Origin of the sequence: Mucilaginibacter corticis, from assembly GCF_007558865.1 — a bacterium.
In the GTDB taxonomy this organism is placed as follows: domain Bacteria; phylum Bacteroidota; class Bacteroidia; order Sphingobacteriales; family Sphingobacteriaceae; genus Mucilaginibacter; species Mucilaginibacter corticis.
The window spans coordinates 142,320-168,692 of sequence record NZ_VLPK01000004.1; the positions used below are offsets into that span (position 1 = coordinate 142,320).

At 43.7% G+C, this 26,373-nt stretch carries 22 protein-coding genes and 1 pseudogene; 15 read left to right on the top strand and 8 right to left on the bottom strand.

Features of this window, described 5'->3' with window-relative positions:
* Positions 1-136: 136 nt before the first annotated feature.
* The 5 genes and pseudogenes from FO440_RS19270 to FO440_RS19290 all read right to left on the bottom strand — a co-directional run bounded on the left by FO440_RS19270 (position 137) and on the right by FO440_RS19290 (position 5,078).
* Positions 137-562, bottom strand: a complete 426-nt coding sequence (locus tag FO440_RS19270; RefSeq protein WP_144249932.1) for a putative toxin-antitoxin system toxin component, PIN family — start codon at positions 560-562, stop codon at positions 137-139.
* Positions 549-758, bottom strand: a complete 210-nt coding sequence (locus tag FO440_RS19275) for a hypothetical protein (RefSeq protein ID WP_144249933.1) — start codon at positions 756-758, stop codon at positions 549-551. Before FO440_RS19275 ends, FO440_RS19270 begins: the two co-directional genes overlap by 14 nt.
* A 118-nt stretch (positions 759-876) precedes the next feature.
* Positions 877-2,421, bottom strand: a pseudogene (locus FO440_RS24915) (serine hydrolase domain-containing protein).
* Positions 2,422-2,595: 174 nt separating this feature from the next.
* Positions 2,596-3,018: a DUF4488 domain-containing protein gene (locus FO440_RS19285; RefSeq protein WP_144249934.1), complete on the bottom strand. Its 423-nt coding sequence runs from the start codon at positions 3,016-3,018 to the stop codon at positions 2,596-2,598.
* A gap of 161 nt (positions 3,019-3,179) precedes the next feature.
* Positions 3,180-5,078 (bottom strand): SPFH domain-containing protein, encoded by a 1,899-nt coding sequence (locus FO440_RS19290; RefSeq protein ID WP_144249935.1) that lies wholly within the window; start codon positions 5,076-5,078, stop codon positions 3,180-3,182.
* A gap of 394 nt (positions 5,079-5,472) precedes the next feature.
* Between FO440_RS19290 and fabG the strand changes: the two genes are divergently transcribed.
* From fabG to FO440_RS19305, 3 genes are all read left to right on the top strand, one after another.
* Entirely contained in the window at positions 5,473-6,216 is a 744-nt protein-coding gene (fabG, locus tag FO440_RS19295) for a 3-oxoacyl-[acyl-carrier-protein] reductase (protein WP_144249936.1), read from the top strand.
* A gap of 158 nt (positions 6,217-6,374) precedes the next feature.
* Complete coding sequence (locus FO440_RS19300) at positions 6,375-6,857, top strand: hypothetical protein (protein WP_144249937.1); 483 nt, start codon at positions 6,375-6,377, stop codon at positions 6,855-6,857.
* 108 nt (positions 6,858-6,965) lie between these two features.
* Positions 6,966-9,053, top strand: a complete 2,088-nt coding sequence (locus FO440_RS19305) for a vWA domain-containing protein (RefSeq protein ID WP_144249938.1) — start codon at positions 6,966-6,968, stop codon at positions 9,051-9,053.
* A gap of 53 nt (positions 9,054-9,106) precedes the next feature.
* Here FO440_RS19305 and FO440_RS19310 read toward each other — a convergent pair whose 3' ends face one another.
* The 3 genes from FO440_RS19310 to hemW all read right to left on the bottom strand — a co-directional run bounded on the left by FO440_RS19310 (position 9,107) and on the right by hemW (position 12,014).
* Positions 9,107-9,988: a cupin-like domain-containing protein gene (locus tag FO440_RS19310; RefSeq protein WP_144249939.1), complete on the bottom strand. Its 882-nt coding sequence runs from the start codon at positions 9,986-9,988 to the stop codon at positions 9,107-9,109.
* 207 nt (positions 9,989-10,195) lie between these two features.
* Positions 10,196-10,738 carry a fasciclin domain-containing protein gene (locus tag FO440_RS19315; RefSeq protein WP_144249940.1) on the bottom strand — a complete coding sequence of 181 codons (543 nt, stop codon included), beginning with the start codon at positions 10,736-10,738 and terminating at the stop codon, positions 10,196-10,198.
* Between the two features lie 154 nt (positions 10,739-10,892).
* On the bottom strand, positions 10,893-12,014 hold the full coding sequence (gene hemW, locus FO440_RS19320) for a radical SAM family heme chaperone HemW (RefSeq protein ID WP_144249941.1): 1,122 nt from the start codon (positions 12,012-12,014) through the stop codon (positions 10,893-10,895).
* Positions 12,015-12,161: 147 nt separating this feature from the next.
* Between hemW and FO440_RS19325 the strand changes: the two genes are divergently transcribed.
* From FO440_RS19325 to porK, 12 genes are all read left to right on the top strand, one after another.
* Positions 12,162-13,466 (top strand): paraquat-inducible protein A, encoded by a 1,305-nt coding sequence (locus tag FO440_RS19325; protein ID WP_246104275.1) that lies wholly within the window; start codon positions 12,162-12,164, stop codon positions 13,464-13,466.
* Positions 13,453-14,745, top strand: coding sequence for a paraquat-inducible protein A (locus FO440_RS19330; protein WP_144249942.1), 1,293 nt, complete (start codon positions 13,453-13,455; stop codon positions 14,743-14,745). Before FO440_RS19325 ends, FO440_RS19330 begins: the two co-directional genes overlap by 14 nt.
* An 88-nt stretch (positions 14,746-14,833) precedes the next feature.
* A complete protein-coding gene (locus FO440_RS19335; protein WP_144249943.1) occupies positions 14,834-15,337 on the top strand; it encodes a DUF6265 family protein in 504 nt (167 codons plus the stop codon).
* Between the two features lie 95 nt (positions 15,338-15,432).
* Entirely contained in the window at positions 15,433-16,446 is a 1,014-nt protein-coding gene (locus FO440_RS19340; RefSeq protein ID WP_144249944.1) for a LacI family DNA-binding transcriptional regulator, read from the top strand.
* Positions 16,447-16,530: 84 nt separating this feature from the next.
* Positions 16,531-17,913: a sugar porter family MFS transporter gene (locus FO440_RS19345; RefSeq protein ID WP_144249945.1), complete on the top strand. Its 1,383-nt coding sequence runs from the start codon at positions 16,531-16,533 to the stop codon at positions 17,911-17,913.
* A gap of 128 nt (positions 17,914-18,041) precedes the next feature.
* Positions 18,042-19,520 (top strand): family 43 glycosylhydrolase, encoded by a 1,479-nt coding sequence (locus FO440_RS19350; protein ID WP_144249946.1) that lies wholly within the window; start codon positions 18,042-18,044, stop codon positions 19,518-19,520.
* A gap of 1 nt (position 19,521) precedes the next feature.
* On the top strand, positions 19,522-20,490 hold the full coding sequence (locus FO440_RS19355; RefSeq protein ID WP_144249947.1) for an ROK family protein: 969 nt from the start codon (positions 19,522-19,524) through the stop codon (positions 20,488-20,490).
* 9 nt (positions 20,491-20,499) lie between these two features.
* Positions 20,500-22,080: a glycoside hydrolase family 172 protein gene (locus tag FO440_RS19360; RefSeq protein ID WP_222104022.1), complete on the top strand. Its 1,581-nt coding sequence runs from the start codon at positions 20,500-20,502 to the stop codon at positions 22,078-22,080.
* A 50-nt stretch (positions 22,081-22,130) separates the two neighbouring features.
* Positions 22,131-22,940, top strand: a complete 810-nt coding sequence (locus FO440_RS19365; RefSeq protein WP_144249948.1) for a PI-PLC domain-containing protein — start codon at positions 22,131-22,133, stop codon at positions 22,938-22,940.
* An 80-nt stretch (positions 22,941-23,020) separates the two neighbouring features.
* Positions 23,021-23,992 carry a DUF4271 domain-containing protein gene (locus FO440_RS19370; protein WP_144249949.1) on the top strand — a complete coding sequence of 324 codons (972 nt, stop codon included), beginning with the start codon at positions 23,021-23,023 and terminating at the stop codon, positions 23,990-23,992.
* A gap of 24 nt (positions 23,993-24,016) precedes the next feature.
* Positions 24,017-24,775, top strand: coding sequence for a uroporphyrinogen-III synthase (locus FO440_RS19375; protein ID WP_394348382.1), 759 nt, complete (start codon positions 24,017-24,019; stop codon positions 24,773-24,775).
* A 255-nt stretch (positions 24,776-25,030) separates the two neighbouring features.
* On the top strand, positions 25,031-26,368 hold the full coding sequence (gene porK / locus FO440_RS19380; protein ID WP_144249951.1) for a T9SS ring complex lipoprotein PorK/GldK: 1,338 nt from the start codon (positions 25,031-25,033) through the stop codon (positions 26,366-26,368).
* The last annotated feature ends 5 nt before the right edge of the window (positions 26,369-26,373 follow it).

The window sequence follows — 26,373 nt, forward strand, 5'->3', positions numbered from 1 at the left end:
TCAAACCATATCTGCTTCGATTTAACACTATACAAAATACGACAAATTAAGGGTATTATTTGTTTTGGAGAGGGATGTTTACACAGGTTTGACAAGGGGGAGACTCCGTATGTCGGTGCTCTATACGTAGCTTAATTTAAAACTTTAAGATTTGCTCAAATTGATGAATGTTGGCCAAAGGAATGCGTGGGAACGGAACCGATTGCAATACATCGAAATGATGGTCATGGGTTATGATGTAGTCTGCGTTTGCGGCAAATGCACAATCCACAAATTTGTTATCGTCATTATCGGTAGTAATCAAGCCTAATTTATAAAATATCGGAACAAAAACTACATTTGGTAGCTCACTGAGTGATCTCAGCACATTTACAGCTACCTCTTTACTCCACTGTTTACCAATAATTTCCTCATATTCCAGTAGGATATCCTGTGATATAGCCATACTAAATTTGCCTTTAAGCAAAGCTTGGTAAAGCCAATGATATTTTGATCTGCTTGATATCGATACTAATAAAACGTTGGTGTCAATAACAACAGTTAGTTTTTTACTGCTTCTCATTTAACCATTTATCCATATCATCATTGGTTAGTCCTTTGTTATCCCACAAATCATCAGCAGCTTTGATAGCCTTATCGGCAAAAAACTTTGACAACAGTTGTTTCATATCTTTCAAATCCTTACTGGACAGATCTGTGCCAAATAGCTTCATCAATTCTATCTGTGCATTATTCAGCGGGTATTTTAAAGTGCTCATGCTTATGTCTTAAATGATGGTAATAAAACAAAATTAATGTTTTTGTTAATGAAAATGATGAGTGTTTTTCATCTCGCAGTAATTGAGTTCAAAATTAATGGCATCGGTTAATTTATCACTACTTCCCCACCACGTCCATATGATAAGCCTGTATCAATCCCGGGTTTTCGGGTGTCAACGTAAATGATATACGGATATTTGCCGTTTCGCCCTGCATGATAAAATACCCGCGCATCTGGTTTTCGGGGATAACGGTGGTTACGTTATTGATCTTGCCCGCTTTGGCGAAAGCATCTGCTGTCGCAATTTTTAGCTGATCGGGGAAATAGTCCATAAAAAAGTTATCGGCAAATATACCGCTGGCTTTGGCCGTGCTCCAGTCGGTGATCACCCTTAGCAGGTCACTTTTGCGCTGGTCTAAAATAGCCGAAGCAGGTAAAGCCCGCGGTTTTATGGCCGAGAGGGCAAGCAAGGTATCCAACACCCGGTTATTGATCTCGCCGGTATTGGCATAGGTTAAATTGGCAAAACAAACCACGCCGATACCGTAGTCAGGCATGATGTTCCACTGGCTGCCGAAGCCCGGCAAACCGCCGGTATGGCCAACGTAAACGCGGTAATCGCAATCCTTTGCCCAGCGCAGGCCATAGCAATAGGCGCTTACATTGGGGCATGGCCTGCCCGTAGGCGTTTTAGCATTGGCCGACAAATAATTTACATCCCAGGGATACTGCATCTCGCGCACCGAACTGCGTTTTACCGGGCCGGTTTCGTCATCGTCCCTCGGCGGCCAGGCGTTGAGGTGTACAGCCATGTATTTACTAAAATCTTCAATGGTGGTTATTAGTCCGCCCATGGCGCCTTACGCGCCATCATGCAGCAGCGGCTGCTCTACCCACTTGCCATCCAACCAGCGGTAACCCAGGGCCAGCTTATCTTTGGGTACTTTGGTATACTCCCAGTAAGTGTGGGTCATGCCCAGCGGTTTTAAAATATATTCGGTGATATAGTCCTCATACGTTTTGCCCGATACCTTTTTAATAATGTAGCCCAAGGTTGCAAAGCCAAGGTTGCTGTACTCGTATCCCTGGCCGGGGTTATTTGAAAAAGAAACGCCCTTTTTATAAAGCGCTACCAAAGCTTCATCAGTGGCGGCCAATTGGCGGTCGCCCCATGGGTTATCTTCGGGGTAGCCGGCGGTGTGGGTCAGCAGGTTTTTTATGGTGACGGGTGTAGCGTCTTTAGTTAAATATTTCATGCCCTTCATTTCGGGGATATAGAGATAGGCGGGGTCGTCCAGTTTTATTTTTCCCTCATCGCGCAGCTTTAAAATAGCCATGGCGGTAAGGCTTTTGGTCATAGATGCAATACGGAAATCAGAACTCGCGTCGGCAGGGATCTTAGCGTTAATATCGGTATAGCCATAGCCGCCGGTATGCACCAGCTTACCATCAACCACAATGCCGTAAGTAACGCCCGGCCAATGACTTTTATCCGCGTAATCTTTATATAGCTGATCAATTACGGCATAGGTCGATTCGATCTTTTTTAACCTGTCGGGATCCGTAAATGCCCCAGGCTTATAAGTTTGTGCCGATGCCCGACAGCAAACAGCCGATACCACAACTAAAGAAATAAAGCGGAGTAAATTTTTTGCGACCATAGTAAAGGGGATTGATACTACAAGATAGGCAAAAAATCCGGGTGATCCATATTTTAAAATGAATCACCCGGATACAACATAACGATGGGTTTTAAACCCATCGTTATAAGAGGCTATTGATTCCCGTCCCCGCATGGCCTCTCGATAGAGTACCCTACGTTGCAAGAGTTCCGCTTACAGCTTCCGCCAAACTTCAGTGAACTTCATTCCCGATTCGACAGTGAAATTGAATGTAACCTGTTTTTGGTCTTCGCTGAATTGATAGTTTATTTTGAAGTCGTTTCCTAAAGGGCCGCCACTCATTTCGGGGATCCGATACAAAGTTCTTTCTAAATAATACCCGTCTTTAACAAAGTATTTTCCACTGTGTGAAATAAGGGCTCCGGTACTGCGCATTTGTACATTGGCAAATGTACCGTCGCTGTTAAATGTTTTCAAAAAGCCATGCGGAGAGTTTTGTAACGGTTGGCCGTTAGCAGATGCTTGTGACAATTCCCAGATGCCGGTAAATGATTTTTTGCTGGCCTGGGCAAATGTGGTTATTGCCAATAATTGAAGGCATAATAATGCGGTGGTAAGTTTTAATATGGTTTTCATGTTTAGGTAATTGGTTTAACCAAATATATAAAAACTATTAACGGTTTGATAACATCGAAAAGGGTTGTCAACAAAATAAAAAGGGTGATCCATATTTAAAATAGATCACCCGGATATAATTAGCGATGGGCTTTAAACCCATCGCTACGAAAGGCTATTAATTAGTCGACTGTCTTATCATCGGCAGGTTTAATAATAACGTTATCATTCGCTGTTTGCAGCTTTTTAAGCATTTCGCTGCCTATCAGCGCATCAATCATGCCGTTACCACCGCCCTCTTTACCGCTTACCAGTATGTCGGGCACCAGTTTAATACCGTGGGCAGCCAAAGCTTCGGCTACACGTACAATGGCGTATTGCTCGGTACCCATGGCCTCGGTTTTTTGCTTGGTTACTTCGGCTTCTGACAAACCAATGGCCTTGATCTTGCTGGCTTCGGCACTACCGTTCACTTCGGTGGCGTTCGCGTCGGCCTTGGCGTTTACGGTCTTGGCTTCGGCATCGGCCTTGGCTATAATGGTACGCACCTCGGCATCCGCTTTAGCGTTAATGGTTTTGGCTTCGGCCTCACCTTTTGACGCGGCTACCTTAGATGCGGCCATCTGTGTGTTGATCTCAACCTGGCGGGTCGACTTCACAACTTCAGGCTGCATATCTGCACCGGCTTTAGCGCTTTCAAATTCCTTACGTTCAATCTGCGCGTTACGCTGTATCTCATAAGTGATCTTTTCCTGTTCGGCCAGCTTACGGTCGGTCAGGGTTTTCATCAAGGCGGGCGGCGGCGTAATGTCACCTATCAGCGTATCAACACCAACTACGTTATAATTATCCAATACCTTGCTGATGTGCTGCTTGGCATCATCCTGCCTTTGGATCCGGTTTGCCAGGAACTCGATCACGTCACTCTTTTGTGCCGAGTTACGGAAGTAGTTGGCAATGGTAGGCTCCAACACCTGCGACACCAGGTTGCGCATGTTACCGAAACGGGCGATAACCTTTGGCGCTTCGTTACGCGGAATGTGGATGATCTGCGACACGTCCAGGTTGAACGTAAAACCGTCAGACGAACGTACGGTGATGGTACACAGGTTCTTATCCAGCTCATGCGCTTCGGTACGGCTGTCGGCCCAGTTCAGCACAATGTTGGTGGTAGGCACAACCTCAACCGCATGGGTGTAAATGTTTACCGGGTGCTTACCGGGGTCGAGCGGTTGTTCCCAAACACCTTTTTCGTTATGTTTTACAATGTTACCGTGTTTAAAGCTGTCGCCGGTGGTGTCCTTACCCTCAGGGCCTACGAACGAGTTGACCACGCCCACATAGCCGATAGGGATGTAAACCATATCCACCTGTTCAACAATTACAAACCAGGGGTTAAGGTAATAAGTACCCGCCAGGATCACATCTTCCTGCAAACCCTTCATACCGCCTGCGTTGATAAAGGCCATAGGGTCCTGGTAGTTTTTGTGCCCTGCTACGGATACACCCGCAATTTCGCCTTTGTCAAGCGGTTCACCGTCAAGCGTGGTTACTATGCCCACCTTGTTTTCATGGATCTGGGTAATAGGCACCATCTCTACCTCAAACAAGAAGGTATTGATACGGTAACTACCCGGCGTTAAGAATGCAGCCTGCGGGCCCTTCTGGCCTTTGTTGTCCAAAAATGCAATAGCATCCTGGAACTTGTCGCAGTCTACCGGTTTACCCAGCACACGGCCCATATCCATAGGCGCGCCGTCTTTGGCCTTTACCAGGCCCAGCTTACCCTGCGGGATGATGGTAAAAGCTTCCATAGTAATGCTGTACTGCCACGGCCACATGCGCCAGTACAGGCCCGGGGCAAGCGCTTTGGCCTGCATACCTGCTTCGCCATGTATGGCGATGATGCGGCCGTCGGGCAGACGCTTATCGCGCGCCAGCACGTACTTTTTAACCACCAGCCCGATACGGTCATCAGGTACGATGATCATACCGAAGAAAACACGAAGTACAAATTTGTACATCACAAGAATAACCACGACGGGAACTACCCACCATAGTGAAAAAATTAAATCAGCCATTATTTTTTTGGTTTTTTTATCCGGAACCCTTAAGGTAGGCGGGCCCTCACAAAACTTACAGCTTAAACTGGTTACCTTAACTGTATAGTATCATTATGATGATGGATTATTTGTTTTGTTACAAAAAATGTAAGATATTTTTAAATATGTTGAGGATATGGTAATAGAGCTTTGCGTAAGCAATATCATATTGGACGATATCAGACATGATCGTCATCGCGAACGAGGTACGAGTGTGGCGATCTCTACACGATAGGTAAACGACATACCTGGCGTGTAGAGATTGCCACGCTATCGCTCGCAATGGCGGTTTGATTTACCCGCCCTTCCTTTCATCAACTTTTCATACTAAATTCTTATCTTCGCTGCCCGAAACTGATTCTGAATAAAGTTTATGAAATTATTAGAAGGAAAAACCGCGTTAATAACCGGAGCGTCAAAAGGTATTGGGCGCAAAATTGCCGAAAAGTTTGCCGAGCACGGCGCTAATGTGGCTTTTACTTACTTATCATCTGTTGAGAAAGGCCAGGCCTTAGAGCAGGAGCTGCAAAGCTTTGGCACTAAAGTAAAAGGCTATCGCAGCGATGCTTCAAAATTTGACGAGGCTGATAAACTGATCAACGATATCATTGCCGATTTTGGCACTTTAAATATTGTAGTAAACAACGCCGGTATCACCAAAGACGGTTTACTGATGCGCATGACAGAAGAGCAGTGGGACGACGTATTAAAGGTTAACCTTAAATCGATCTTTAACGTTACCAAAGCGGCATCAAAGATCATGATGAAAAACCGCGATGGCGTGTTCATTAACATGAGTTCGGTTGTTGGGGTTGACGGTAACGCCGGTCAGTCGAATTATGCGGCTTCAAAAGCAGGTATTATCGGTTTCTCAAAATCAATAGCTAAAGAATTAGGTTCACGTAATATTCGTACCAACGTTATCGCTCCGGGCTTTATCCGCACCGAAATGACCGAGGTTTTAGACCCTAAAGTTGTTGAAGGCTGGGCGGCATCTATCCCGCTTAAACGTGCCGGCGAAACTGAAGACGTAGCCAACGCATGCGTTTTCTTAGCGTCAGACATGGCAACTTACATCACCGGACAGGTTATCCCGGTTGATGGTGGAATGTTGTAATTAGTTATCAGAGATTAGTGATTAGAGATTAGTTGCTTAAACATATTTAAAACAGCATATTTGATATACAAGTATGCTGTTTTTTTATGCGGATATTTTTAACTTTTTTCGCTGCGGTGTTGTTATTAGGCTGTAGTTATCCTAAAAAGGATTACATTATGCCTGATAAAAAAGATATTAATGAAGTTATAAAAGCGGTAATTACTCAAGGTAAATCGTTCCGTGATACATTGCCTTTGTCTGTTGATCTTTATGGGCAGGATGGCCCGGAGAAAGATTTTTTTGCTTTTGAGGTAGATTGGCTTTTAGATGCTAAGAAACCTTTTCATTTTCAAAAGGCAGATTCTGCTTATTTCCTTTTTCAAATTCATCATTTACATCATTTAAAAATTGATACGACTGGCCTTTTAAAGACAAAATTTACTAACACCGCTCAAATACTTAACGAAAGCTGGGACCAACGCAAGCAATACTTTCACAATAGCCTAATGATACCGCTGTTTTCATCAGATCAAAAACAGGCTTATGTGCTGACGGATAGTTATTATGGTATAATGGCTGGTGAGGGCTACAGTTTTACACTCCGTAAAATAAAAGGTAAATGGCAAATTATATATGAAGAGCTTGCCTGGCAAAGTTGACTCGTTATCAATATTATTACACCAAACTTTCACAATAATTTCGCATTTTGCACAATAACGTAAAACAATCCTGATAGCTATCAGGACGTACATCGTTTACCTTTAAAAATGTTGCTATTTTCTATCACGTGGGGAGCTGTTTCGGGATGGTGGGCGTTGGTCTGCCTGTTGCTGGGTTTGCTGTATGCCTGGTTAATGTACCGGCAGCCGGTAAACCTGGGTGATAGGTTTCGTTACTTACTATCGGTGTTCCGAGCTGTCGCTGTGTTTTTGATAGCCATGCTGTTGGTGTCGCCATTGGTTAAGTCGAGCAATTACCAGCCGCAAAAGCCGCTTGTTTTAATAGCGCAGGATAATTCAGAATCTATCAATACATTTCATCCTGCCGGATTTAATCCTGCTAAATTTGTTGATGACCTTGGCAAACTCAAACAGCAATTGGGCGATGGTTACGAGGTGCAGGAATTTAATTTCGGGCATGACCTTGACGGGGGGCTTTCAAAAAACTTTACCGGTAAACAAACCAATATAGCAGCAGCCCTGCGGCAGCTGAACGACAGGTTTGTCAATCAAAATATCGGAGCACTTGTTTTGGCATCCGACGGATTATATAACCAGGGTGCCGATCCGCAATACGAGGCACGCAACTTTAAAACCAACATTTATACCATAGCTTTAGGCGATACCGTTGCCAAACGCGATCTGCTGATAGGTAATGTAAACTATAACAAGACCGCATTTTTAGGGAACGATTTCGAGATAGAGGTACTGGCCCAGGCTTTTCAAAGCAAAGGCGAAACCATGCATCTTACTGTAACCGAGGATGGCAGACAGGTAAATACGCAACTTATCCCGGTTAATAATGATGCTTTTAAAAAGATATTGACCATTAAGTTAAATGCTGATAAAAAGGGTATCCATAAATTTAATATCAGCATCACACCGGTTAAAAACGAGCTGTCCACACAAAATAATACCGAAACTATTTATGTAGAAGTGCTTGACGCCAAACAAAAGATATTGCTGGTTTATGATGGCCCGCACCCCGATATCAGCGTAATAAAACAAGCCATTGAGGCTAACAAAAACTACGAATTAAAGGCCAGCCTGCTATCAGACATCGGGACTTTGAAGTTAAACGATTACAGCCTGGTAGTTTTACATCAGCCTTCAGCAGGTACTTTCGCGGCAATGAAAGACCTGATCGCTAAAGGCAAAACACCATTATGGTACATGCTGGGCGCGCCGGCCGATGTGCCTGATTTTAATGCGGCGCAAAAGTTAACCCGTATCAGTACGGCCCGTGCCGAGATGCAGGAAGTATTTGCACAACCCGTGCCTGATTTCTCCGCTTTTACCTTGTCAGATTCTACACTGCAAAAAATAGCTAAGCTGCCGCCTTTACTGGCGCCGTTTGGCAGTTACACATCGGCGGTAAGTAATGGAATCTTGTTTAAGCAAAAGATCGGGTCGGTAGCCACCAGTTACCCACTGTTGTTATTTGGCGATGATGGCGGCAGGCGGATAGGCGTGCTTACCGGAGAGGGTTTGTGGCGCTGGCAACTGGCCGAGTTTGAAAGCTATGGCAATCATCACGCTATGGAAGAATTATTTAGCCAAAGTGTGCAATACCTGACTGCCAATGCCAACAGGCAGCGTTTCAGGGCCTACCCGGCAAAGAATATTTTTGACGAGGGTGAGAATGTACTACTTAATGCCGAACTGTACAACGACGCGCTTGAACTGGTTAACACCCCCGACGTTAAAATTGAACTAAAAAATACCGATGGTAAAAATTACAGCTTTTTAGCCACGCGCAACGGGCAAAGCTATCAGCTTGACGCGGGCACCTTGCCGGTGGGTGAGTACACCTATACCGCAAATACCAAATTAGGTGATAAGCTGTTTAACGCTAACGGGCAATTAACGGTTAAACCACTTAACTTAGAGATCAGGCAAAGCGCGGCTGATCACCGTTTATTAAAAAACATGGCTAAGCAAAGCGGCGGCGAAATGCTGCAGCCATCAGAGATAAGCCGCCTTGCAGACCTGATCCGCAAAAATGAAAACATTAAAACCCTGGTTTACGAAGACAAGCACTACAGTGATTTGATAGACGTGAAATGGGTCTTCCTGCTGATAGTGGCCCTGTTAAGCACAGAATGGTTTTTAAGAAAACGAGAAGGCGAGATATAGCGAATAATATATAAGCATCCGCAAACCACTAATCTCTAATCAACTGATCTCTCTTAACGCGGTTCCCCATCGGCTAATGCCTTGGCGGCGCGTTTAATGGCCAGCTCTTCTTTCCAGTTCATATAGCGCGATTTAAAGTTGCGTTTCATTACATCGTCAAACTTGCGCTGTATAGTTAAATTGTAAAGGCTTTTTGCTTTAATGGCCCATGAACTATCCCAGGCACGCAGCGAGATAGAGAAAGAACCATCCAGATATTTCATCCAGTGCCAGTAGCCGGTAGGCATAAACAGGGTGTCGCCATGTTCAAGTATCATTTCCTGTCCTTCAACACCGTCTAAGGCCGGGAATTTATTGAAATCGGGTTTCTCTATATCGTAATCCTCCAGCGCGTAAGTAGCAAATGGGATCTGGTACAGGCGTTCGCTCCATTTATTATCAAACAAAATAACATGCTTGCGCCCGTTAAAATGCGTGTGGAAAATATGGGCAAGGTCAATATCGTAATGCAGGAAAGTTATTGATCCGGCGCCGCCGAAAAACATATTGGGGTATTTATCCAGAAAACCACCCATCAGGTCGGTTGGCGAGCGGTAATCGTCCAGTAATTTCGGCGCGTGTTTTATGGGGTCGAATAAAAATATCCGCAGGTCTGTAGGCTCTTTTTGGATCAGGTCAATGTAATCGCCAAACTTCATTTCGGAAGCCGATGCATTGATGGGTTTTGATGGGTCGGCCTTTGAACTGTCATACAGCGGGACTATCTGATCGCCTACGGTTTCCTTTAAATACTCAAAGGTCCATTTTTTTAAAGCTGGCCAGCTTTCAGTTGCTTTGCGTATTACCAAAGGTTTACGCGGCTTTAAATAATTATTAATAAAATCCTCTTTTGTTATACTATCAACCCTGTCAATAGGGGTTAAAATAATGCCCATGTTCACAATTAATTAACACGCAAAAATAATTAATTGAATAAATGTGAAATATGGCATGTTTGTTTTTGATATTTTGCTGACAAAAATAAAACCCGGCGCTTTAGCAACCGGGTTTTTCAAAGTATAGATAATTTATGGCTACGGTTTCCGTCTCTGCCAACGAACATAAGCAAGCCGCTTACCGCTAAAGCCATAAATTAGCTATATTTATTTGGGCATTAATACCGTATTAATTACGTGTATTACGCCATTACTTTGGTTAACGTCTGCAATGGTTATCCATGATTTACCACCTTTTTCGTCAACCAGGTATAATTTCTTACCATCGGCTTTAACCCATAATGAGCCGCCTTGTACAGTCTTTAATTCGGTTTTACCGGCTTTAACTTTTGCCCATAGGTCTGCAGCGCTTAATTTACCGGCTACAACATGATACGTTAATATTTTTGTAAGCGTTGCCTTATTTTCAGGCTTAACCAAAGTTTCTACTGTGCCTTTAGGCAATTTGTCAAACGCCTCATTAGTAGGTGCAAATACGGTGAATGGTCCGGCAGATTCTAATGTTTCAACCAATCCGGCGGCTTTAACGGCAGCAACAAGGGTGGTGTGGTCTTTTGAATTTACCGCGTTTTCAACAATGTTTTTTGTAGGGAACATTTCTGCACCGCCAACCATTTTGGTTTGTGCATAAGCGCCCGGCGCAATTGCAATAGCTGCTAACGCAAGCGCCGTGATAATTAGTTTTTTCATAATTTTCTGTTATATTTTATTTGAATGAAATACGACAGCTTGAAAAAGGTAGTTTTTTTGTTGTTATAACTGAGAGTTATAACTTATTGAAATCCAATAATGTTTTACGTGCGTAAGTACCCGCCTTTTCAAATCCGGGTTTAGCTGTAAGCGTTTAAAAAAACAGCTCGGCGGCAATATGGTCGGCGTAGAGTTTGCCGGTTTGGGTGAGGTGAATTTTATTTTCTGTTTGGATGATCCACTCTTTTTCAAGATAAGGACCGGCCGCTTTTACCAGATCATTGGCGGATGCCGAGGCAATGCTGTTTAACCGGTCAAGGTCCAATCCCCAAATGGTACGTAACGAGGTCATGATGTACTCGTTAAGCCTGTTGGTTTCTGTCAGGATCTCTGTTTCGGCAGGCAGGGTATCGGCATGGATGGCCTGCATATATTTGGCATTGTTGGCAATATTCCATTGCCGGGCCTCGCCGTTGTATGAATGTGCGGATGGGCCAATCCCCAGGTAATTAATGCCCCGCCAGTAATTAGCGTTATGCCTGCTGTAATGCCCGGATTTACAAAAGTTCGAGATCTCGTAATGTTCAAAGCCTTTGGTTTGCATGGCATCCATCAACAGGGTAAACTGGTCGGCGCTTTGCCGGTCGTTCATGGGCGGCTGCTTTTTCTTGCTGATCTGCGATGCCAGCGCGGTACGTGGCTCAACGGTCATGGAATATGCCGAAATATGGGGCACATCCAGCTCAAAAACTTTGGCCAGGTTATGTTTCCATTTTTGTTCGCTAAGCAGGGGATAGCCGTAGATCAGGTCGACGGTGATGTTCTCAAAGCCGAGATCCTGTGCCCGTTTTACCGATGATTCTGCCTCCTGGGCGCGATGCACGCGGTTCATCCATTGCAGATCTTCATCAAAAAAAGACTGGATGCCTATACTGAAACGGTTAACGGGCGTTTGGCGCAGGTCATGCAGTTTGGCCTTGTCCAGGTCGTCAGGGTTCGCCTCAAGCGTTATTTCGGCATCGGTGGTGACGGTGTGCACACCAGTAATGGTATCCAACAGTAAATTGATCTCATTAGCCGATAATATGGATGGCGTACCCCCGCCAAAATAAATGGTTTGGATGCTTTGATTTTGCAGGTAGCTTTTTTGCAGGTGAAGCTCTTTTACCAACGCTTGCAAAAGCTCATCCTTATACTTTAATGAGGTGCTGAAGTGAAAATCGCAATAATGGCAAGCCTGTTTGCAAAAAGGGATATGAAGATAGATGCCGGCCATGTGCCGCAAAGGTAAGGAATTTAAATATACTTGGTTTTATACTCAAAAAAGTATGCCGAGCATTTTGAGGTTTTTAAAAGGTCGTTTACAGCCAATCCAAACAATTTAAACCTATTTTGAGTTATCCTACCACTTATTTTAACCGGTTTGACAAAAAAGACTGCTTGTATTCCAAAACTCATCCTGATCATCGGGCTTGCTGTCCTGTTATCAGCCGAGGGCTTTTTTGCCTGGCGGTTATACACCCTGTCGGGCCAGCAGGAGCAGGTTAAGCAGGATTATACGGATATTAATAATATCACCCTCGGCCTCATGTCTGTTGATAACTGGAAGGACAAGGTGGCCAATATTGTAAGCCACCAGGTTAAACACTTTAAACTAACACCCAAGCAAAAGCACAGTTTACAGGTAGAGGTTGAACAGATCATCAACGCGCTGATAGATAAAGCCGAAGCATTGGTGAACAAGCCCCAAAAATCGCTTGGCGCTAAGATCAAGCAGCTGGCGGTTAAAACTTTTGTTAAAACGGACAAGATCAGGGCCCAGGTGCCAACGTTTGCGCGGGCCATTATTGCCAAGGTGGACAACCCGAAACAAAAGAACCAACTGAGCACGCTGGCTATGACAAAGTTTAACGAAGCGCAACATACCGGCAGTCTGGATAGCACCCATAAAGCCAATGAAACGCTTACCGAAAAGATGTACAGGCGGTACCACGTATCTTCACCAGACGAGCTGGATAAGCAACTCAGCGCCCGTTTGCAGATCTATCGCACAGACACTTTTCTGTATTGCTTCGGTATGCTGATTTGTATCCTTATCGTATTGGCCTGTTGGTGGTTTTTACGAAGCCGGGTAGACTTGCACGCCACGCTGTTTATCATGTCGCTGTTATTTGCCTTTATACTTTTATCGGTAGGCCTTACCGCCTCAATGATAGAGGTGGACGCGCGCATCAAATCGCTTGATTTTGTGTTGCTGGGTGAACATGTGCATTTTCAGAACCAGGTATTGTTTTACGAAAGCAAAAGTATATTAGGGGTAGTCGAAGTATTATTTAAACAGCCTGCGGCAGATTCGCTCGCTGTGGGTTTCCTGATCTTATGTTTCAGCATATTGTTCCCGGTAACCAAACTTACCTCTACGGGGATCCACTTGCTTAGCAAACGGAAACTGGCAGAAAACCGGATCATCAAATTCTTCGCTTTTCAATCGGGTAAATGGAGCATGGCGGATGTAATCGTGATCGCTATTTTAATGACCTACATCGGCCTGAACGGTTTGCTGGACAGCCAGCTTGCCGCTTTAAATATTAAAACAGATGATCTGACTATTTTAACAACTAATAACACGGCGTTACAACCCGGCTATATCATTTTTATCAGTTTTGTACTATATGGGCTGATCTTGTCGACCATACTAAAAGCAATAACCCCTTATGATGCGCACTAAAATAGCTAACATATTGCTGGTTACGTGCCTGTGCATATTGCTGGCAGGCGCAGCTTGGTTTGGTTATAAAACCCATGCATCGGCCAAAGCGCAGCAAGAGTTGAAGCAGGATTACAGCTTGTCAAACAGCGTTACCTTTGGGCTTTTTTCTGTGGATCAGTGGCGCGAGCGCTTATCTGAAGTGATAGACCACCAGATAGATGGCTACAGTATTACCCCCGAACAACAAAAGGCAATACAACTGGCGGTCGAAAAGCAATTGCATTCGCTGATTGCTAAAACCGTAGCCGAAATTGATAAACCTCAAAAGTCTATCGGTGGCAAACTCAAAAAGATGGCATTCCACGCGCTTGTTGATTCTAACGCTTTGCAGGAACAGGTAAGGCCGTTCGCTAAAACCATTGTGCATAAAATAAGCAGCCCCGCCAGCCAGGAACGGTTAAAAGGTATTGCATCCAGCAAGATCAAACAATTAGAAAACCAGACCTACGATAACACCTACGAGGCAAGCCTGAAAGTGACCAAATTTATCAGTCAAAAATATCACATTGCTGATCCCGCCGCTTTTGATAAAGTGGTTAATGATCGCCTTGCCATCATCTGGATGCAGACCATTAAAAATGCGCTGTATATGCTGGGCTGTGTACTGGCCGCCCTTATATTATGGTGGTTTACGCGGCATAATGTGCGTATGCAGGCCGTACTATTCGCCATGGCGTTGTTATTTGCCGGCGTATTACTAGTTGTTGGCCTTACTACCCCGATCATAGAAGTCGACGCGCGGATCCAGTCGCTAAAGTTTGTTCTCTTAGGCGAAAATGTAGCTTTTCAAAATCAAGTGCTTTTTTTTCAAAGTAAAAGTATCTGGGGGATCATCACCGCTCTGCTTGATCAGCAAAAGCCGGATGCCATTACTGTGGGGATATTGATCCTGCTGTTTATTGCGGTTTTGCCATTCGTCAGGTTGATAGCTAAAGGCATACATATTTTTATCAGCGATAACAAAGTAGTGAACTACCTGACCTTTGAAGCCGGCAAGTGGGATATGGCCGATGTAATGATTGTAGGGGTATTAATGACCTATATCGGCTTAAACGGCATTTTAAAAAGCCAGCTGACAAACCTTAACATACACAGCGGCACCCTGACCACAAACACGGTAAATTATACATCGCTGCAACCCGGATACTTTGTGTTTGTCGCTTATGTGGTATTTGAAACACTGCTGTCTTATATTTTGATACGTACAAATCCTGATAAGGTTAAAAAACGCAGATAAAATTTAGAGTCCTGTATCTGATGCAATTGCATAAGCATGCTGCAATTATTAAAAATATGTATCTTTAAGTTCCAATTATAACCAAGACATGAAACCTGTTTACTTCATATTACTGTTTTTTAGCAGTTTGCTGCCTGTTGCTGTTTTAGCCCAGGACGCACCCAAAGGCGGTTCATTTGCTGATATCAAATTTATTGAAGGCCACTGGAAAGCCACAACAGCCGAAGGCCGCGCTATCGAAGCCGTTTGGTTAGGTGCCGACGGCGACAACATGCTGGGCTTTATGCGTATGATGAACGGTGCCAAAGCCGATCTGTATGAAATGTTAGCTTACGAGCAATCAGACCAGGGTTTGGTATCATTGGTAAAACATTTTAGGCCCGGCATGTTAGGGCAGGAAGAAAAAGACAGCCCTAACCGTTACGTGTTTGTTGAGGCCAGCAAAGACCGCGCGATATTTCAAAACCCGGGCGGCGATCTGCGGATCCTCTATGAAAAACGTTCATCTAACCAGTTTGCTATAGCCCGTGGGGGCCAGGAAAACGGGCAATGGGTTTTTAAGGATCTGTTTGTGTTTAACAGGGTGAAATAATATCCCAATTTCTAGATTCTATTCAATAATTTCTTTCGTTTAATTGCTTTAATCGTTTAAAGTAATAACTTTGGCTTAACCAATTATAAATTTTAATGAAAAAAGTAGGCCTCAAAGATATTGCTGAGCACGTAGGTGTGTCAATTGCTTTGGTGTCCTACGTGCTTAACGGGCAGGCCGAAATTAAACAGGTAAGTAAAGAGAATGCCGAAAAGATCAAAAAAGCGGCCGAACTGCTTAACTATCGCCCTAACCAGATCGCCAAAAGCCTTAAAATGCATAAAACCCATACCATCGGGTTGGTAGTGGCCGACATTAATTACCGTTACAGTACGGGTATAACACGTGCCATTGAGGCCGAGGCAAAAAAGAAAAATTATACAGTGCTCTTCGGCAGTTCTAACGAAAATGAGGAGACCTTTGCCGAACTGGTAGATGCACTGATAAACCGGCAGGTTGACGGGCTGATACTGGTGCCGGTTGAAAATTCGCAAGATCAGATCAGGATGCTGCAAAAAGCAGAGATCCCGTTTGTACTAATAGACAGAAATTTCCCGGAGATCAAAACCAACCACATCGCCCTTGATAATTATAAAGCGGCATATACGGCTACCGAATATTTAATTAAGCAGGGGCACAAGCGGATTGCATTTGTAAATTATAAAACCACGCTTTTCCATTTACAGGAACGTAACAGGGGATACCTGGATGCTTTAAAAAATAACCGAATTGAGTTTAACGCGGCCTGGTTAAAAGAGGTCAACAGCAGTAACCGCACTGCTGACATACAGCGGTCAATAGATGAAATACTCGGCCTTGATGATCCTTGCGATGCGGTGTTTTTTGCTACAGATACCTTGTCGATAAACGGGTTGAAATATTTAAATCAGCTTAAAACTAACATACCGGGCCAGATTTCTGTGTTGAGCTTTGACGAGTCGGAAGCGTTCGAGCTTTTTTATTGCCCGGTAACGCATTTACGGCAACCGGTTGAAGCAATGGGAAAGGCGGCTGTAGATACCTTGCTTGAGCTGATAAACCATAATAAAATAAGCAAGCAGATCAGTTTAATGTCAGACCTGGTCACGGGCAGATCGTGCAGGGAGTAAGTTTTTTTAGTCGAAATTTTAAACGTTTAATGTTTTGCATATAGTTAAATATAAACCAGTTATATATACTTAAAAAAAAGGATAATGAAACCAACAAAAACAAGATCAAATGTCTTACTCATTTCTATTATAGCCGCTACGGGCGGGCTATTGTTTGGGTTTGACACCGGTGTAATATCCGGCGCGCTGCCGTTTATGAAAGAGTATTGGAAACTAACCGATGCCAGTTTGGAATGGGTTACCACAACGGTACTGATAGGCGCGGTATTGGGTGCCATCAGCAGTGGCAAATTGTCAGATTACCTTGGCCGTAAAAAAATGATCATTATTAACGCGCTGATCTTTGCAGTGGGTGCAGTGGGCTGTACCTATGCAGGCAGCATTGTGTTCTTAATGATGATGCGGGTTATTATCGGTATTGCTATAGGAATAACATCATACGTAGTGCCCATGTACATTGCCGAGATAGCGCCAACCCGCCGCAGGGGCGCCATGGTTACGCTTAACCAGTTAATGATTACCATTGGTATCCTGGTATCGTACATTACAGATTATGCGTTGGGTAATGATGCCAATTTAGAATCATGGCGGTGGATGTTTTTTGTAGGGTTGTTTCCTGCACTGATCTTGCTGATAGGTATGTTCTTTTTACCCGAAACACCGCGCTGGCTCATCAGCAAAAACCGATGGGCAGAGGGCGAAGCGGTGTTGAATAAGGTAGAAGACCCCGATCTGATTCAGCAAACCCTTGCCGACCTGAAACGGGATATCGAACTAACCGCGCAAAACAATACCAACAGCGGCGAGATCTTAAAGCCATGGCTGCGCCCGGCGCTTATTATTACCGTAGGCATCTTTTTCTTTCAGCAGTTTTCGGGGGTGAATACCATCATTTATTATTCGCCCATTATTTTTAAAATGGCTGGGATAGTAAGTAATACCGAGTCTATCATACCGGCCATCATCATCGGTACGGCAAACGTGCTGGCCTGTTTTGTATCGGTTGTTTTATTAGATAAAGTTGGCCGTCGTAAGTTGTATATGGTCGGCATCTGGGGCATGATCCCCTCGCTGGCCTTGTTGGGCACTTGCTTTCATTTTAAAGAAGCATTAGGTGCAAGCCTGCCCATATTCGCGGTATTAAGTATTGTTTGCTATATCATATTTATCGCCATCAGCCTTGCGCCTTTGGGTTGGCTGCTGATATCAGAAGTATTCCCGCTAAATGTACGTGGCGTAGGTATGAGTATCGGCTCACTGTCGCATTGGGGCTTTAACGCTATTGTGGCTTTTACCTTTTTTAAGCTGGTTAACTCGCTCGGTGTATCGGGCACGTTTTTCCTGTATTCGGGTATTTGTTTGATCGGTATGTTCTGGGGCAGGTATTATATCCCCGAAACCAAAGGCAAATCGCTTGAAGAAATAGAAGAACACTGGCGCAAAGGCGGCAGCCCGAGGGATTTGTAATCGGTTTAGCTCCCCTCTTGAGAGGGGCAGGGGTGTGTTAAACGCGCGAACACACCCCTGCAACCGCACTGTCTTACGCGCCCCCTCTCAAGAGGGGAGTTTTATTGTCAATTTTTAAAATCACACACATGAAAAAATATATCATACTATTAACACTCGCTTTAGGCACACTTAGCCTGAGCGCGCAAAAGCTGGGCGTAAAGTACGACCCAACTATCCAAAGCACTAAAAACCTGCAATACTGGCGGCCAAAAGGCAACTTATTTGTGGGCGATTGTATGCCTTTTTACAAAGACGGCGTATTCTCTATGTATTGGCTGCTTGACTCGGCGCACCATGCCAGTTTGGGCGGGCTTGGCGGGCACCAATGGGCGCTTAGCACTACTACCGATCTTAAAACCTGGAAACAGGAACCCATAGTTTTACGTATTGACGAGTCATGGGAAAAGTCTATCTGTACAGGTTCTGTGGTTTATTATAAAAATAAATATTACGCATTTTACGCCACAAGGCTTGTAAACGACGGCAAGGTGAATGAACAGTTAAGTTATGCTATCAGTAAAGACGGTATCCACTTTGATAAACAAAAACCTAATCCGTTTTATACATCGGCACCGGGTTACAGCAAGCGCGATTTTAGGGACCCCAAAGTTTTTGTTGACGAAAAAACCGGCGAGTTTCACCTGTTTGTGGCAAGCTGGAAAGAGAACACACCACTACGCCATGAGGGGGGCAGCCTGGTACACATGGTATCTAAAGATCTGAAAAACTGGACCGTGTTAGACCCTGTTTTGACCGGGCAAGGATCAGTACCCGAGTGCCCTGATTATTTCCTGTGGAATGGCTGGTATTATTTAATTTATGGCGATGGCGGCGATACTTATTATGTAATGTCGCGCAACCCGTACGGCCCGTGGCAGGAACCAAGATACCAGGCATTGAACGAGTCGTGGGTTAATGTGGCTAAAACCGCAGCATTTAAGAACGGTCGCCGCATAGTAGGTGCCTGGATCCCGAGCCGCGACCAGAATAAAGATAATAATGGCGAGCGTTTCGGCGGCAACATGATCTACCGCGAATTGAAACAAGAAGCAGACGGCACACTATCTACCAGTTTCCCGGCAGAGATGATCCCTGCAACTGACGCACCTTTAAGTTTAAATATCAAAACAGATATGGATGCCAAAACAGATGGCGCGGACGGCTTATCTATCAGCACTACCAGTGGCATGGGTTCTGCGCATTTAGAGGATCTACCGCTTAATTGCCGTATTACCATGGAGATCGATCCAACAACTCCAATTGCCGAATATGGCTTTTATTTAAGAGCGGATAATCAGGCCGACAACGGCTATCGTGTAGATTTTCTGGCTGGCGATAAAGATGTTTGGCTGGGCAACACCATGATCCGTGTGGTTGATGGTTTGGATAAACCCATGAAGCTGGATATTATTATGAAGGATGATATCATCGATATGTCCATTAATGGCAAACGCACCGTTGTGAACCGTTGCCCTGAGCAAAAAGGTAAGCAGCTTTATTTCTTTGCCAAACATGGTAATGTTAAATTTAAGTCGATAAAAATTAGCCCGCTTAAAGAAGATTGATATGTTATTAGGTTTTGATATTGGCGGTACCAAATGTGCCGTAGTCTTGGGTAAGTTGACCGGCGATGATCCTATTGAGATAGTGGACAAGGTGGCTATGCCAACTGTGCAACCACCGCTTGGCATGATCAATATCTTATTCATAGCCGCCGAACGCTTGCTGGCCAAGCATAACATCGCCAATGCACAGCTTGACGGCATCGGCATTAGTTGCGGCGGTCCGTTAAGCAGCAAAAAGGGTTTAATATTGTCCCCGCCCAATTTACCGGGCTGGGATAATATCCCTATGGTTGAGCTAACCGAAAAACGATTCGGCAAGAAAACGCTGTTGCAGAATGATGCCAACGCCTGTGCCGTTGCCGAGTGGAAATATGGCGCAGGTAAAGGTTATGAAAATGTGATCTTTTTAACCTTTGGTACCGGTATGGGCGCGGGGCTGATATTAAACGGCCGGCTATACTCGGGTACGTCTGATTTTGCCGGCGAGGTAGGGCATTTGCGCTTGTCAGATATGGGGCCGGTTGGTTTTGGTAAATCAGGCTCGTTTGAAGGTTGGTGCAGCGGCGGCGGCATAGCGCAACTGGCACAGATAAAAGTTAGAGAGCGGTTGCAGGTGGGCGAGAAGGTTTCTTTTTGCGAGAGTTTGGATGATCTGCCTAAACTTACCGCGCGCATAGTAGCAGAAGCCGCACACAACGGCGACGAACTGGCTATTGATATTTATAATACCTGTGCCGAATATCTTGGCCGGGGATTGTCTTTACTGATAGATATTTTAAACCCCGAGGTCATCATCATGGGCAGCATCTACGGCAGGGCAAAATCGCTACTGGATACCCGCATGATGCAGGTAATTGAACGCGAGGCCTACATTGGTTCACATAGCGTATGTAAGATAGTACCCGCGGGGCTGGGCGAAAGTATCGGCGATATGGCAGCGCTTAGCCTGGCTGTATTAAGCAACGATTAAATAGCTAACATGAAAAAGTTTGCAGCTTTAGTATCAATAGTATTGTTTTTTGCGACGGCCGTTATCGCGCAGCAAAAGACAATAACCATTGGCACGCTCTTAAGTGATATGGTAAATAAAGAACTGGATGTATGCTTTCCGGTGCCATATTACACCTCAAAGCTGCAAACCAGTTATGACCGCCGTTCGGTAATACCCAATACGCCCTCATGGCATGCCAATGATGATGGCTCGGGGTTTATCCGTTATGAAGCCAATAATGGCCGGGTTGAGAAAGTATTGTTTGATGAAAAAGGCCCGGGTGTTATCACCCGGATCATTACCACAGGCAAAGCCGCCGGCGCTAACCTGCGGATCTACTTTGATGGCGAAAAGGAAGCAAGTATTACTATCCCGGGATATGATATCTCAAAGCTCCCCATCAAAATACCCGAAGCGCTGTTGATCCTGCATGAACATTATAACACTACGCAGGGCAGCTCTATGTATTACCCAATTCCTTACGCTAAGAGTTGCAAGATAACTGTTGATGATTTGAACCGGGGGTATTATTTTCATGCCAACTACCGTACTTATAATAAGGGTACCAAAGTAAAAACTTTTACGGTTGCCGACGCTGCTAAATATAATAAGCAAGCAGAAGAAACAAGTTATCAATTATTGCATCCGAAAAGTTATAAAGGCGATGAATTTAGAGCTAATAAAGTATTAATTCAAGATTCGATGTATTTGGATTTGCCAAAAGGATCGCAAGCTATTAGGACATTAAATTTGGGAATTGGCATTGTAAATCAAGCTGATTTTGCTCAGATGATGCGTAGTTTAATTGTGAAAATAACTTTCGATGGCAGGCAGACAGTCAGCGCTCCATTAAGTGATCTGTTTGGCGGGGGGATGGGAGCACCAAAGGTTAACAGTTGGTATTTAAATACTAATGGAGATGGGGAATTAACTATGCGCTTTATTATGCCTTATAAAAAAACAGCGCGTATTGAAGTGATAAATATTTCTAATTACTACGCTATTGTTCACATAACTGCAAATACCTCGCCTTGGAAATGGAAACCCAATACGCTTTACTTTCATGCCACCTGGCGGCAGGAAAACAATCTGAAAACCAATGTAGGGTTAGATTATAACATGGCTACGCTTACCGGCAGGGGCGTATTTAAGGGCGATGTTTTATCGCTGTACAATCACACCAAACGCTGGTATGGCGAGGGCGATGAACATATCTGGGTGGATGGCGACAAGTTTCCATCACATTTTGGCTGCGGCACAGAGGATTATTATAACGCTACTTTTGCGCCAATTCACGTGTATCAAAACGTATTTGGCGGGGCGACACGCGAGGATGATGAAGCATCGCGCGGGTATAACACCTTTGTGCGTACCCGCAATTTAGATGTGATCCCCTTCAATAAAAAGCTAAAGTTTGAGTTCGAACTCATTAGTTGGGATGATGGACTGGTTGATTATTCATCTACCGTTTACTGGTATGGCGATCTTAATTCAAAAGCCATAACCGCATCGCCCGATAAAGACGCGTTGTACGTTTTGCCCAAAGCTGTATATACAAGCGATAAATAATTAACAGTTTGATAACCTGTTTTACTATCAAAATATTTAGTTTTATCAGCATGAAAACCAGGTTTCAATTATTATTGGCGGCGCTGTTTTTGCTAACAGGCGCTAATGTCTTTGCACAGGCAAAATATATGCACTCGCATAATGATTACGCTAACAATACCCCTTTTTATAAAGCTTTTTATAACGGCTTTAATTCTATCGAGGCGGATATATTTTTAGTTAATGGAACATTATTGGTATCGCATAGCGATAAATACCTGGAACCTGAGCGCACATTAAAAGGTATGTATCTCGACCCGATATTGTATGCCCTGCGCCGCGATACTACCCGCCGCTTATGCCTTTTAATTGATGTTAAAGACGATCATGTTAAAACTTTGCCCGCCCTGGTAAAAGCACTGGACCATTTAAAGCCTTTACTTTTGAGCAAGGATAATCCGCAGGGCAGGCTAAAGATCCTGATCAGCGGTAACCGCCCTGTTCCGGCTAATTATAAAAATTATCCGTCTATACTATGGTTTGACGATGACCTGATCTATCCGCATACACAGGCCGAGTGGGACAGAGTAGGGCAGGTAAGTCTCGATTTTGAAAAATGGTCTAAATGGAAAGGCACAGGTACAATACCCGATGCTGATAAACAACACCTGCAAAAAACTGTTGACAGCGTACATACCAATACCGGCAAGCTGGTAAGGTTTTGGGGCGCGCCTGACAATATGGAATCGTGGAATACCCAAATAGACTTTGGAGCTGATATTATAGGTACGGACAGGATAGAACAACTGGCCGGTTATCTCACAAAAAAGGCGATGACACAACCTGTTACCACAAGCATCCCTAACAAATTATTGAAATAGGTTTCGTTATTTTTAACGCTATTGGCATAAAACAACCAATAATTCAGGTATTTTTGCAGCAAATTAACCCGGGTTGGTAAATGCGTTTTATTGTTTTATGTTTCTTGTTTATGGTTACCTGCAGCATGGCAGGCTATGCGCAGCAAGATACATCGGCCCAACAAAACACTACTGTTAACCCTGTTCAGCAACCTGCCGGCGTACAGGTGCTTGACTCTGTGATACAAGCCACAGCTGCCCGCCAAAAGTTTATTGAAGATTCCCTTTCAACGCAATACATCAGATATCCTGACTCGGCCATGAACCGAGAGGCGGCGGCAAAATTCGTTCATGATTATCTTTACCATGGGAATGGATTTTTAGATATTCCCTTTAAATCAAAAAGCATACTCAGAAGCGGCCATACCCGCCAAACGCGCGATCAATGGATCATCACCATCATCATAGGTTTGTTGTTGTACACGGCACTGCTCAACATTGTAATGAACAAGGATGTTAAAAATGTTTTTTTATCTTTTTACAGTAAACGGGCAATAGTGCAGGCAAGCAAAGAGGATGCGCAGATAAATTTCTGGGCTTTCATTGGTTTGTTTTTACTATTTGGTTTAACCTTTGGTTTATTTTTATATCAGCTGGCGGCTTACAAAGACATCTATTATAGTGTTAGCGGTTTCAGGTTGTTTATTTCGCTGGTGCTGATCATTTTATTGCTGTTCGCCTTTAAGTTCCTGGTATTAAAGTTTGTAGGTTTTGTTTTTGATATTCAGAAATTGGTGACAGAGTACGTATCGGTGCTATACCTCACCTACTTTAATATAGCCTTTGTGTTTTTGCCGGTTACCGTATGTTTTAGCTTACTTTCGGCTCAGTTAATACCTGTTTTACTCCTGGTTGCTGTTGTATTAATTGTTGTCATTCTAACATGGCTTTATCTGCGCAGCAGCGTAAATATTATTTCTAATTTTCGATTTCATAAATTTTATTTATTTATCTATCTTTGTGCCCTCGAAATTTGCCCCATTTTGATATTGATAAAAGCATTGAATATATAATTTTTAGGTTTTATAAGAAGCGATTTGGAAGATAGAAAGAAAAAGGTTAAAAGTATATTGGTTACTTTACCAAAGCCCGAAAACGATAAGAATCCATACAACGAATTGGCTAAAAAGCTAAACCTGAAAATTGATTTCAGGTCATTTATACATGTTGAAGGAGTGCCGGCTAAAGATTTTCGTAAGGATAAAATAAACCTTGCAGATTTTACCGCCGTTATATTTACCAGCCGTAACTCGGCCGATCATTTTTTCAGGATCTGTGAAGAAATGCGTTTTGAGGTGCCTGTAGAAATGAAGTATTTCTGCCTGTCTGAAACCATCGCCCTGTATCTTCAAAAATATATTCAATATCGTAAAAGAAAGATCTTTTTTGGCAAGCAAACCGCTTCTGACCTTGCCGAGGTCTTAAAAAAGCACTCAGGCGAAAAATTCCTTTACCCTTGTTCTGACGTAGCTGCCGAAGAAACACAAAAGTTTTTGTTGGAGAATGGCTACAATTTTACACCTGCAGTGTTGTTCCGCACCGTGTGCAGTGATCTGAGCGATTTGGCTGATGTTTTTTATGACGTGATCGCGTTTTTCAGCCCGTCAAGCATCCAGTCTCTTTATAAGAACTTTCCTGATTTTAAGCAAAATAATACTCGCATAGCAGCATTTGGCGCAACAACCCATAAGGCAGTATTGGAGGCGGGATTGATTTTAGATATCCCGGCACCAAGCCCTGCTGCACCGTCAATGACCATGGCCATTGAGCAGTATTGCAAACAGGTAAACAAATAAAATTTCAGCGATTTTTGCACTCCTGTGTAACATTTTCATTATTTCGTCGTAATAGTGTAAGTAAATGCTTGATGGTTATTCCGTATGCTTTTACGCAACCCGGTTTTAATTAAAAGATTATTCAACCGTTAATGTATTTGCTTTTTAGTTTAAAGAATGCTACTTTTATTTAGAATATGCATTTTTTAAGATTTGATGAAGCAAATTTTATATATTCGGGGGTCATTTTATGACCGGATTTTTGATTTGTAAAAAATGAAGCAGATATACTTTTTAGTTTTAATTTTAGGTACGGCAATATTAAGCGGATGTCACAAAGGCGACAGGGGAGAGGCAATTGGGGCACCTGCCCGATACACCAAACCCGAAGTTCCTTATGGAATGGTTTACATCCCGGCGGGTACATTCTTAATGGGTCAGACAGACCAGGATATCACTTTTGCTCAGATCGCACAAACAAAACAGGTTACCATACCTGCTTTTTTTATGGACCAAACCGAGACAACAAACAGCCAGTACAAGCAGTTTGTTAACTGGGTTCGCGACTCGATAGCTATTACTTCATTTTTAAATGACCCTAAATACTACATGGGGGCAAACACAAAAAATCCCGCTCCTACCAACGCAAATACGCTTACACGTAACGATAAAAGATACATTAACTGGGATTATGTAAAAAAATATCCTGTATGGGGTGCCGGCGGTAAAAAGAACGCTGCTGCAACCAACAATAAATTGCAGGGCATGTTTTACCAGGGCGATGACCGTGTGTTTGATCGGAATGAAATTGACGTTAGGTTATTAAAATATAACTATGCCATGCCTTTATTGCGTGTGGCTGCTGATTACAGGAACGACAAAACCAAAAAACGTTCAGACTTTATTTTACGTGATACTGTACCGGTTTACCCGGATACATTGGTTTGGCTAAGCGATTTTTCATACGCTGCCAATGAGCCTATGGTTGAGGGTTATTTTTCACACCCATCATTTAAAGATTACCCTGTAGTAGGTGTAACCTGGAGACAAGCACGCGCGTTCACCGTATGGCGCACACGTTATAATGAAGCTTATAAAGATTCAAGACGTTTGCCACACCGCTCGCCTTATATGTTACCAACCGAGCAGGAGTTTGAATACGCTGCACGTGGTGGCAGGGTAGGTACAGATTACCCATGGGGCGGTCCGTACATTAAAAATGCAAAAGGCTGCTTATTGGCAAACTTTAAACCGGGCCGTGGTAATTACTCTGACGACGGCGGTGCATATACTGTAAAAGTTAGATCTTATTTCCCTAATGATTTTGGCCTGTACAATATGGCAGGTAACGTTGCCGAGTGGACCGGTTCAGCTTATGATCCATCAGCATCAACCTTTGTGAATGACCTTGCGCCTACATTTAACTATGAAGCCAAGAAAACAGATCCTGAAGTGATGAAACGCAAAGTGGTACGTGGTGGCTCATGGAAAGATGTAGGTTACTTCCTGCAAAACTCTTCACGTAGCTATGAGTACCAGGATAGCGCGAAATCATACATCGGTTTCCGTTCTGTAACACATTTCCAGGGGCGTGACCTTAGCGACAGGCGCTAATTAAT